Raw genomic sequence first — 10,166 nt, 5'->3', positions numbered from 1 at the left:
GTCGCAGTTAGCAGTTAGTTCGCTGGAGCGTTGCGCCGGCGAGTGAGCAATCACCATTGTCCGAATGCGTCCGCCTTTAACAACTTTCAACACACTAAATAGTAATAAAATATACAGAAAAGAGGACATCCCATGAGCAAAGTAACCATAATCACCGGCGGTACATCTGGAATCGGAAGAGGGATTGCGGAGAAAATTCTGGAAAATTCTGCGTCGGACGATATTTTATATGTGAGCTATGGACATAACACGGAGCAGGCGGAGGAATTTCTTCATGCACAAACAGAGGAAAATCAGAAAAAAATCCGGTTGCTCCAGGCTGATATGTCATCCTATGATGAAATGATGAAATTTGTATCCCGGGTCAAAGAAGAAGCGAGCCATGTAGACTGGCTGATAAACAACGTAGGAATCAGCACCTATGCGAAATATGAAGACTACACCTTCAACGAATGGACCAAAATTGTGAATACCAACCTGTCTGTTCCGGTATTTCTGGTGAAAGAACTTCGCCCCATTATGAGCGAAGGCGGCAGCATTCTTTTTACAGGCTCCTACGCAGGACAGCAGGCTTATTCCTCATCTCTGGTTTACGGCGTCACCAAATCCGCCATTCATTTCCTTACCAAATCTCTGGTAAAAGAACTGGAACCAAAGCAGATCCGGGTCAATGCCATTGCCCCGGGATTCATTGAAACCAGCTGGCACAAAAACCGCACCCCGGAAAGTTATGAACGTATTAACCGTAAGATTGCGCTTCACCGCTTTGGAGAGATCTCCGAAGTGGCAGATATGGCATACGAAGTTCTGAAAAATGGATACATGAATGGAAGCGTTGTAGACATTCATGGCGGATATGACTATTTCTAAAAAGAATCCTGTGATCTGATTCCAAATAAAAAATCTGTATCAGGATTATATTCGCGAAGTGATTAACAAAAACAAAATTCACAAATATAGTTCGGGATTTTTCTAAATATAAAATTTCTGGAATTAATTGATTTTAAGAAGATAGTGTGCTAAAGTATTTATAATGTTGTGCGAAAGCGAGGAGAAAACATTGCACAAAAGTGATGAAAAATACCAGGCTTACGTAAAAATCCTAGAGGAAGAACTGGTTCCTGCAATGGGATGTACCGAACCCATTGCCATTGCCTATGCAGGAGCAGTGGCGAGAAAAACTTTAGGTAATCTGCCGGAACAGCTGGATATTAAAGTAAGTGGAAATATTATCAAAAATGTAAAAAGCGTCATCGTTCCCAATACTGGCGGCATGAGGGGAATTGCAGCTGCTCTGTGCGCGGGTGTGATCGCAGGCGATGCGGAAGCGCTCCTTGAAGTAATTGCAAGAGTAACATCCGGTCAGAAGGAGGAAATCAAGTCCTACATGGATCAGGTGAAACCCAGGATCATTCCGGCATCCACCGGGCATGTATTTGAAATTGATCTGACCGTAGCCCAAGGTACCGAAACGGCCCGTGTCCGCATTGTAGATACGCACACCAATATCATCCTTATTGAGAAAAACGGCCAGCCTGTTTTCCAGAAAGATGTCTGTTCAGGTAAGGAAGAGAAAAAGATCGACCATTCCATATTAAACATAGAAGACATTATCGACTTTGCCAACACTGTGGACACAGAAGATGTAAAGGAGGTTCTGGAGCGTCAGATCCGTTACAATACAGCCATTTCTGAGGAGGGACTTCGTGGAAACTATGGAGCGAACATCGGAAAAGTCCTTCTTCACACCTACGGCGACAATATTAAGATCCGTGCCAGAGCCAAGGCAGCAGCCGGTTCCGATGCCCGAATGAATGGCTGCGAGCTTCCTGTGGTGATCAACTCCGGAAGCGGCAATCAGGGCATGACTGCCAGCATTCCGGTCATTGAATTTGCCAGAGAGCTGCAGGTTTCCCATGACAAATTGCTTCGCGCCCTGGTGCTTTCCAATCTTGTAACCATTCATCTGAAGACGGGAATCGGAACTCTTTCTGCCTATTGCGGTGCAGTAAGTGCAGGCTGCGGAAGCGGTGCAGGAATTGCTTATCTCTACGGCGGCGATTATGAAGTAATTGCACATACAATCGTGAATTCCCTGGCAATTGTTTCCGGAATCATCTGTGACGGAGCGAAAGCCTCCTGCGCAGCCAAGATTTCAGCAGCAGTCGATGCCGGAATCATGGGCTATGAAATGTACATACAGGGACAGCAGTTCTACGGCGGTGATGGAATCGTTACCCACGGTGTGGAAAATACCATCCGGAACGTGGGACAGCTGGCGAAGGAAGGTATGTGCGAAACGGATAAAGAGATTATCCGGATTATGGTAGAGCGTGGTTGAAAAAGGCTTTCTGCAAGATGTGCGCCACAATTTGCGGGAGCTTGCGGAAATACTTTTTCAAACAGGTTCTAGGAAAAGGAGATGAAGGGAAAACACTATGAAGTGGAAATACATATTAAAAAGAATACTGATTGCCATTCCCACTTTTTTCGGAATTACCATATTGGCCTATTTTATTCTGAATATGGCGCCTGGTTCACCGCTGGATGCACTTCTGGCAGATCCGGGAATTACTCCGGCAGAGCTGGAACGTAAGAGAGTGGCACTTGGACTGGATCAGCCGGTGATCATTCAGTATTTTACCTGGCTGAAACAATTGCTTATGGGAAATCTGGGATTTTCCTACAGCACCCAGAGACCGGTGGCATCGATGATACTGGAGCGTCTTCCGGCTACTGCGATTCTGGCGGCAAGCTCCATTGTACTGTCATTGATCGTATCCATTCCTCTTGGAATCTTTGCTGCATCCAGGCCGAATTCAGGAAGAGATTACTTTTCCGGCGGTCTGTCTATGCTGATGATGGCGACTCCGAACTTCTTTGTAGGACTGGTATTTATTTATCTGTTCGCCATTGTATTTAACATTCTGCCATCAGGAGGAATGTACAGCTCAAGCGGAGCTCATACATTCGGAGATCTGATGAAGCACATGATCCTGCCTTGTCTGGTCCTTTCCTTTCAGCAGATCGGAGGATGGGTAAGGCACATGCGAAGCAGTATGCTGGAAGTTATGCAGGACGACTACATTCGTACCGCCAAGTCCAAAGGTCTTACCAAATGGAAAGTGATCATGAAGCACGCCTTGAAAAATGCCCTTACACCGGTCGTTACAGTTGTGGGAATGTCCATTCCTTCTATTGTAGGCGGCGCAGTTGTAACCGAGCAGGTTTTCGGATGGCCGGGAATTGGTTCTCTTATGGTAACAGCGATCAACGGACGAGACTACCCGGTTATTATGGGAATCACGGTTATGATCGCGGCAGCGGTTCTTATTGCGAATATTCTCACTGATGTTGCATACGGAATTCTGGATCCGAGAATCAGCTATAAGTAAGGGAGGATAGAAGACAGAAATGAAAAAACAGAAAAACGAAAATGTAAGCTATCTTTCCGAGGTACTTGATAAACTGAAAGAACACAAAATGGCTATGGCAGGTCTGGTGGTCCTGATCGTGGAAATCCTGATGGTGGTTTTTCTTCCCATGATCCTGAAATTGGATCCTTATACTTCAGATTACACTGCCTTTTCTGCAGCTCCGGGAGGAGCGCACATCCTTGGAACTGATGCTATCGGGCGTGATGTTTTTGCCCGTCTGATGTATGGCGGAAGAACCTCTCTGCTGGTTGGTTTTGTTTCCACACTGATCAGCTGCGCAATCGGAGTTCCTCTTGGCCTGGTTGCTGGTTATGCCAGAGGAAAGGCGGAAGCAGTTATTATGCGAATTGCAGATATTTTTATGTCTTTTCCCTCAATTGTGCTGATCCTGGTACTGGTTGCAGTTCTTGGACCGTCTGTCTGGTCTGTAACCTGTGTCATTGGTGTGCTCGGCTGGACACAGTTTGCCAGACTGATCTATGCAAATGTACTTTCCGTATCCGAGAAAGAATATGTAGAATCTGCAAGGGCAATTGGTACCTCCAATTTCAAGATCGTGACAAAGTATGTTCTTCCAAACTCTTTTGCCCCGATCCTGATCGCAATCACATTCCAGATGGCGAGTGCCATCCTTTCTGAATCATCGTTAAGCTTCCTTGGCATGGGTGTACAGCCGCCGGGAGCAAGCTGGGGAAATATGCTCTACGATGCGCAGTCCATTACTGTGCTTTCCCAGAAGCTGTGGATCTGGCTTCCGCCGGGACTTGCACTTCTGATCACGGTGTTAAGTATTAATTTTCTGGGCGACGGCATCCGCGATGCGCTGGATCCGAAAATCAAACTGTAATGTCTCAGGATCATGAAGGTCTTGATGCAAGACCGGACAGTCCGTTGACATAAGATTGGTTCCGGGAGTTTCCCGGACTGATTTGCTTCACAAAACCTGTCAGAGAAAAAACATCCCTGACAAAAGAAAAAGGAGGAGACCTATGAAATTCAACATGAAAAAGGCTGCAGCGCTCCTGCTTGCAGGAAGCATGGTAGCAGGCTATGCTGTTCCGGCTGCTGCTGAGGCAGAGGAAAAAGTTGTAACAGCTGCCATGGACCAGGCATGGGATACCATGATGCCGCTGAACACCACAAGCAACTACACCCGTTTTATCTGTGACCAGATTTATGACCGCCTGACACAGACAAACGCAGACGGTTCCATTGAGGGACGCCTTGCTGAGTCCTGGACTGTAAACGATGCCAGTGACGCAGTTACCTTTAAGCTTCATGAAGACGCAGTATGGTCTGATGGTGAGCCGGTTACAGCAGAGGACGTTGTATTCAGCTACCAGATGTATTCTGATCCGTCTGTAGAGGCAAAGAGCCGTTATCACCTGGAGTACATTGCCGGTGTGGATGATTCCGGAGCAGAGCTTTCCGAGGATTCTATCGAAGTAACTGCAGACAGCGATTATGAAGTAACCTTCAAATTAAAAGAGGCTATGTATCCTGATACATTCCTGCAGGATATCGACACTGTTTTCATCATCCCGAAACATATATTTGAAGGAAAAACAGCAGAAGAGATCAATGCTCCTGACCTTTGGGCAAATCCGGTAGGTTCCGGCCCATTCATCTATGACAGTGAGATCAATGGTGAGCGTATGGAGTTCACAAAGAACGAAAACTACTATCTTGGAACTCCAAATATTGACCGTCTGATCATCCGTGTAGTACCGTCCGCAAACGTTCTTTCCGGTCTTATGAACGGCGAGCTTGATTTGATCGGATTCGGTTCCGTACTGACTGATGACTGGGAAACAGCCAAGTCCCAGGATAACCTGGTAACAGAGTCTGTTCCTACCACTTCCTATACCACTCTGATCTTCAATACTCAGAAGGAATATCTTACTCAGGAAGTTCGCCAGGCACTGAATATGGCAATCAACCGTGACGTACTGGTAAATGGTCTTCTTATGGGAGAGGGAACTCCGATCATGACCCCGATCGCACCGGTAAGCCCATACTACAATGACAAAGTTCAGGTTCAGTACGATCCTGAAAAGGCAAAAGAGATGCTTGCAGAAGCAGGCTTCCCGGCTGGACAGACACTGAAATTCTTCATCTCCTCTGGAAGCAGCATTACCGAGAGATGTGCAGCCCTGATCGTACAGGATTTTGCAAATGTCGGTGTAAATGTAGAAATTGAGCAGATGGACTTTGCAACTCTGATGAGCCGTATGCTTGACGGCGAGCATGATCTTGGAATCATTGGTTCCGGCGGAACTCTTGACCCAAGTGAGAGCCGTGAAATGATCTATCCGGAAAGCTCCTGCAACTTCTGCCAGCTTCAGGATACAGAGCTTTCTGACCTGATCGACAAAGGAAACGCAGAGCTTACTTTTGAAGCAAGAAAACCATACTTCGATGAGTATCAGGAAAAGGTTGTAGAAAAAGCAGCTATGGGCTACTTATATACAAAGAACCTTCTTACCGCTTACAACAAGAGCATGAAGAACCTGAACGTTGCAGACTTTAATTGTCTGAACTGGTCTTCCTGGGAGTGGGATAAAGAGTAATAAAAATGGGAAACAGGACAAAAGCGGATAAAGCTTTTGATCCTGGAACCCGCCAAATATGAGAGAAAAGACTCTCATGTCTGGCGGATTTCAGGAGCTGTGAAAGAATCACAGTGAGTTAATTAAGAGAAAAAGGAGTACAGCTATGGCATCTTTACTTTCAGTAGAGAATTTACAGGTACAGTTTCAGACAAAAAAAGGCATTAACACAGCCGTTGACGGTGTAAGCTTTTCTGTAGAAAAAGGCAGGATCCTCGGAATTGTAGGAGAGTCCGGATGCGGAAAAAGTGTCACATCCATGTCTATCCTTCAGCTTCTTGGAAGCAACGCCCGGATTTCCGGCGGCAGCATCAAACTGGATGGAAAAGAACTGATAGGGCTTCCGGAGAAAGAGATGTGCAGGATCCGTGGAAATGATATTGCCATGATTTTTCAGGATCCAATGACTGCCCTGAATCCGACTCTGACTATTGGAACCCAGCTGATGGAACCAATTATGCTCCACCAGAACTGCGGTAAAAAAGAAGCCTGGACAAGAGCTGTGGACGTTCTGAAAAGAGTTGGGATCGCTGCTCCGGAGAAGCGGATGAAGGAATATCCGCATCAGCTTTCTGGCGGTATGCGCCAGCGAGTGATGATCGCCATGGCAGTATCCTGCGAGCCAAGACTTCTTATTGCAGATGAGCCTACCACAGCCCTGGACGTAACCATCCAGGCACAGATCCTGGAGCTGATGTGTGAGCTCAGGGAAAAAATGGGAACAGCCATTATGCTGATTACCCATGATATGGGGGTAGTAGCAGAGACCGCAGACGATGTGCTTGTTCTTTATGCAGGAAAAGCAGTAGAATACGGCAGCATTGAGGATATTTTTGAAAGACCGAAGCATCCTTACACACAGGGACTTTTGAACTCTATTCCCCGCCTTGATGAGGATGTAGAGCTGCTGAATACCATTGAGGGCACCGTTCCGGCACCGGACGCCATGCCTGCAGGCTGCAGATTTGCTCCCCGATGTCCTTACGGAAAAGACCGCTGCATGAAAGAAAAACCAGGCGTTTACCATGCTGAAAATTCTCTGGTAAGCTGCTTCAGATACGAGGGTGAGAAATAATGAGTGAGAACACAGGAATCTTATTGGAAACAAAGGATTTATCCAAATATTTTACGGCAAAAAAAGGGCTTCTGAACCGTAATCCATCTGTAGTAAAAGCAGTAGACCATGTAAGTCTTTCTGTGAGAAAGGGTGAGACACTGGGCCTGGTCGGAGAGTCCGGCTGCGGAAAATCCACTCTGGGAAGAACTATTCTCCGCCTGATCCCGGCAACAGAGGGCCAGGTTATGTACAATGGGGAAGATATCCTTACCTATGATAAGAAAAAAATGTGGGAAATGCGCCGGAAGCTGCAGATTATTTTCCAGGATCCATACAGCTCCCTGAATCCCAGAATGACCGTTTATGATCTGATCAGTGCCCCTCTTGAGGTTTATAAAGTGGGGACGAAGGAAGAACGCAGGGAAATGGTGGAAGAGATCCTTCAGGAGGTTGGACTGGATAAACAGTATCTGAACCGTTTTCCTCACGAGTTTTCGGGCGGTCAGAGGCAGCGAATCGGAATTGCAAGGGCACTGATCCTGAATCCGGAATTTGTTGTCTGTGACGAGGCGGTTTCCGCACTGGACGTATCTGTCCGCGCGCAGGTGCTGAATCTTATGAGAAATATGCAGCAGAAGAAAAATCTGACCTACCTGTTTATCTCCCATGACCTGAGTGTAGTCCGCCATATCAGTGACAGGATTGCAGTTATGTATCTTGGAAGTGTGGTTGAGGTTGCAGAAAAAGCCCAGCTTTATTCCAATCCGATGCACCCCTATACAAAAGCTCTTCTTTCTGCAATCCCGCTTCCAGATGTGAAGAAGAAACGTCAGCGTATCATTCTGGAGGGTGACGTGCCAAGTGCCTACAATCCACCGTCAGGATGCAAATTCCATACCCGCTGTCCCTATGCAACAGACCGCTGCAGGCAGGAAGCTCCTGTGCTTCAGGAGGTGGAAAAGGGGCATAAAGCAGCCTGCCACAGGGCTTTGGAGCTTGCCTGAAAATTTATTTCCTGCAATCTGCAGGCTCCGCAAATTGTGACGTACATTTTGTAGAAAGCCTTTTTAAACATGTTCTGGAGTCTGCTGAATAATTACATATCAGGAAGGATACTACCGGTTTCCAAAGAATTCCATTAAAGGGATATCTTCGGGAAACCGGTATTTTTTTAAGCTATTTTTGTTTAATTTGACGTTATTTTCGTTGCTTTATTGAAAAATATTTCATTTTTTGCTAAATTATATATAAATATGGAGTATTCTGATTTTGTTTAGAAATACTCCAAAATTTCGAAAGGGGATGGAATGGTGGAAAACAGAAATAACAGGTTGCTGAATGCGAAATTAAACAAGTATATCGTTCCAGGTATTATGATGTCGCTGGCACTTCAGCTTGGAAACATTGTGGACACTATCTTTGTAAGTAATTTAATTGGTGTAGAAGCAATGTCCGCAGTCACAATGAGTCTTCCGGTTGAAACGATAGTTCAGCTTACCGGTTACTGTCTGGGTGTGGGAGGTTCCATAGCCGCAGGAAATATGCTTGGTAAACGTGACAAAGAAGGGGCTTCGAGATTGTTTTCGGCCACTTTTATTGTCACACTCGTGGTGGGACTGCTGTTTTCTCTTATTGCATTTCCTGCTGCAGGACCTATTGCCAGATTTCTGGTATCCGGAGACGGAGTTTTGACAACTTATACAAGAGACTATATCCGCATCAGCATGTTAGGTGCACCGGTAATCGGAATCGGTCTGATGATGGTAAACTACCTTGGGGTGGAAAACCATCCGGAGCTTGCTTCTGTTTATCTGATCGCAGCCAATGTGATAAATCTTGTGCTGGATTACATATTTCTTAGATTTACACCACTTGGAGTTACAGGTGCATCCTTATCAACGGTACTTGGCTTTCTTTTTGCCATGGTGGTTTTCCTTTTCTATATTCGCTCAGATAAGAGGAATATCAGTTTCGTGCGGCTGAATGCAAAGGATTTCGGAATCGTGAAGGAGGCAGTGATTACAGGTGTGCCCATGCTTGTTTTCATGGCAACCAATTTTGTAAAAGCCCTTGGCCTGAACACCATCATTATGAATCAGATCGGGGAAGACGGAATGGCAGTATTTACGGTCTGCGACAATGTTTTGCTGATCGTGGAAATGCTTACAGGCGGAATCATTGGCGTAATTCCTAATGTTGCAGGAATTCTTTTTGGAGAAAAAGACTATGTGGGAATCCGTGTCCTGTGCAAAAAAATGCTGAAATACAGCTACATCGTGCTGGCAGTCATATTCGTTCTGATCATGCTGTTTACAGAACAGATCACCATTATGTTCGGAGGCGGCGGAGAGCTGGGACGGGAGATGGTTCATGCACTGCGTATTTTTGCTTTATGTGTAGTGCCTTATCTCTGGAATAAATTTACCGTAAGCTATTATGAATCTATTGAAGAGACTGCAATTGCAAGCTTTGTTACCTTCCTTGAAAACGCAGTGGCAGTTCTTCCTGCAACATTTATAGGAATTTCTATCTGGAAACAGATTGATGGAATCGGTACAAATGGAATTGGTGCTGCATTTGTTGCCACAGAGATCATAACCTTGATCACAGCCTGGATTTTCCGAAAGATCAAACACAAAAATTCTACTTTTTATATTGTTCCGGACCAAAATCCCGGAATCAATTTTGATTTTTCCATTAAGAGCATCATGGAAGAAGCTGGCGCGGTTAACAGAAAAATCCTGGAGTTCTGCAAGGAAAACGGTGTATCCGGAAACAGAGCCAATCTTGCTGCCGTGTGTGCAGAAGAAATGACTGTGAATATCATTAAATTTGGTGGAAAAACTTCCAACTGGATCGACATCAATCTTTGCCTGGAAGATGACATTTGCCAGTTAAGGATAAGAGACAACGGAGTGAATTTTAATCCGTTGGAATACAGCTATGACCATGAGGAGTTTGATATCCATGGAATTGAGCTGGTGAAAAAGATTTCAAAATCAATGGATTATATCCGCGCAATTGATATGAATAATACTATAATATCATTTTAGGAGGTGCAGG

The 10,166-nt window shown here is 45.4% G+C and carries 8 protein-coding genes and 1 pseudogene; 8 read left to right on the top strand and 1 reads right to left on the bottom strand.

Annotated elements, in window-relative coordinates; genetic code table 11:
• Window positions 1–132 precede the first annotated feature (132 nt).
• Both ACESTK_RS14475 and ACESTK_RS14470 read left to right on the top strand, forming a co-directional pair.
• A complete protein-coding gene (locus ACESTK_RS14475) occupies window positions 133–870 on the top strand; it encodes an SDR family NAD(P)-dependent oxidoreductase (RefSeq protein ID WP_173735412.1) in 738 nt (245 codons plus the stop codon).
• 190 nt (window positions 871–1,060) lie between these two features.
• Window positions 1,061–2,341, top strand: a complete 1,281-nt coding sequence (locus ACESTK_RS14470; protein WP_373120061.1) for a serine dehydratase subunit alpha family protein — start codon at window positions 1,061–1,063, stop codon at window positions 2,339–2,341.
• Window positions 2,342–2,346: 5 nt separating this feature from the next.
• Here ACESTK_RS14470 and ACESTK_RS14465 read toward each other — a convergent pair.
• Window positions 2,347–2,406: pseudogene (locus tag ACESTK_RS14465) on the bottom strand (hypothetical protein); the annotation flags it as partial.
• Between the two features lie 32 nt (window positions 2,407–2,438).
• Here ACESTK_RS14465 and ACESTK_RS14460 point away from each other — a divergent pair.
• From ACESTK_RS14460 to ACESTK_RS14435, 6 genes are all read left to right on the top strand, one after another.
• Window positions 2,439–3,395, top strand: a complete 957-nt coding sequence (locus tag ACESTK_RS14460) for an ABC transporter permease (RefSeq protein ID WP_373120059.1) — start codon at window positions 2,439–2,441, stop codon at window positions 3,393–3,395.
• Window positions 3,396–3,414: 19 nt separating this feature from the next.
• The gene (gene opp4C, locus ACESTK_RS14455; RefSeq protein WP_173718543.1) at window positions 3,415–4,284 is read left to right on the top strand and encodes an oligopeptide ABC transporter permease; all 870 of its coding nucleotides are present in this window, start codon (window positions 3,415–3,417) and stop codon (window positions 4,282–4,284) included.
• Between the two features lie 142 nt (window positions 4,285–4,426).
• Window positions 4,427–6,007 carry an ABC transporter substrate-binding protein gene (locus ACESTK_RS14450; RefSeq protein ID WP_148463506.1) on the top strand — a complete coding sequence of 527 codons (1,581 nt, stop codon included), beginning with the start codon at window positions 4,427–4,429 and terminating at the stop codon, window positions 6,005–6,007.
• A gap of 145 nt (window positions 6,008–6,152) precedes the next feature.
• On the top strand, window positions 6,153–7,121 hold the full coding sequence (locus ACESTK_RS14445) for an ABC transporter ATP-binding protein (protein WP_373120057.1): 969 nt from the start codon (window positions 6,153–6,155) through the stop codon (window positions 7,119–7,121).
• On the top strand, window positions 7,121–8,107 hold the full coding sequence (locus ACESTK_RS14440; RefSeq protein ID WP_148463505.1) for an ABC transporter ATP-binding protein: 987 nt from the start codon (window positions 7,121–7,123) through the stop codon (window positions 8,105–8,107). The genes ACESTK_RS14445 and ACESTK_RS14440 overlap by 1 nt, the downstream gene beginning before the upstream one ends.
• Before the next feature lie 303 nt (window positions 8,108–8,410).
• Entirely contained in the window at window positions 8,411–10,156 is a 1,746-nt protein-coding gene (locus ACESTK_RS14435) for an MATE family efflux transporter (protein ID WP_373120056.1), read from the top strand.
• The last annotated feature ends 10 nt before the right edge of the window (window positions 10,157–10,166 follow it).

The organism is Ruminococcus sp. Marseille-P328 (genome assembly GCF_964249465.1).
Classification (GTDB): Bacteria; Bacillota; Clostridia; order Lachnospirales; family Lachnospiraceae; genus Blautia_A; species Blautia_A faecis.
The sequence above is the reverse complement of the archived record's forward strand: the minus strand, read 5'-3'. Positions and strand labels throughout refer to the sequence as shown.

Coding starts and splice junctions, on each gene's coding strand:
- ACESTK_RS14475 (WP_173735412.1), top strand. CDS start 133: ATGAGCAAAGTAACCATAATCACCGGCGGTACATCTGGAATCGGAAGA.
- ACESTK_RS14460 (WP_373120059.1), top strand. CDS start 2,439: ATGAAGTGGAAATACATATTAAAAAGAATACTGATTGCCATTCCCACT.
- opp4C (WP_173718543.1), top strand. CDS start 3,415: ATGAAAAAACAGAAAAACGAAAATGTAAGCTATCTTTCCGAGGTACTT.
- ACESTK_RS14450 (WP_148463506.1), top strand. CDS start 4,427: ATGAAATTCAACATGAAAAAGGCTGCAGCGCTCCTGCTTGCAGGAAGC.
- ACESTK_RS14445 (WP_373120057.1), top strand. CDS start 6,153: ATGGCATCTTTACTTTCAGTAGAGAATTTACAGGTACAGTTTCAGACA.
- ACESTK_RS14440 (WP_148463505.1), top strand. CDS start 7,121: ATGAGTGAGAACACAGGAATCTTATTGGAAACAAAGGATTTATCCAAA.
- ACESTK_RS14435 (WP_373120056.1), top strand. CDS start 8,411: ATGGTGGAAAACAGAAATAACAGGTTGCTGAATGCGAAATTAAACAAG.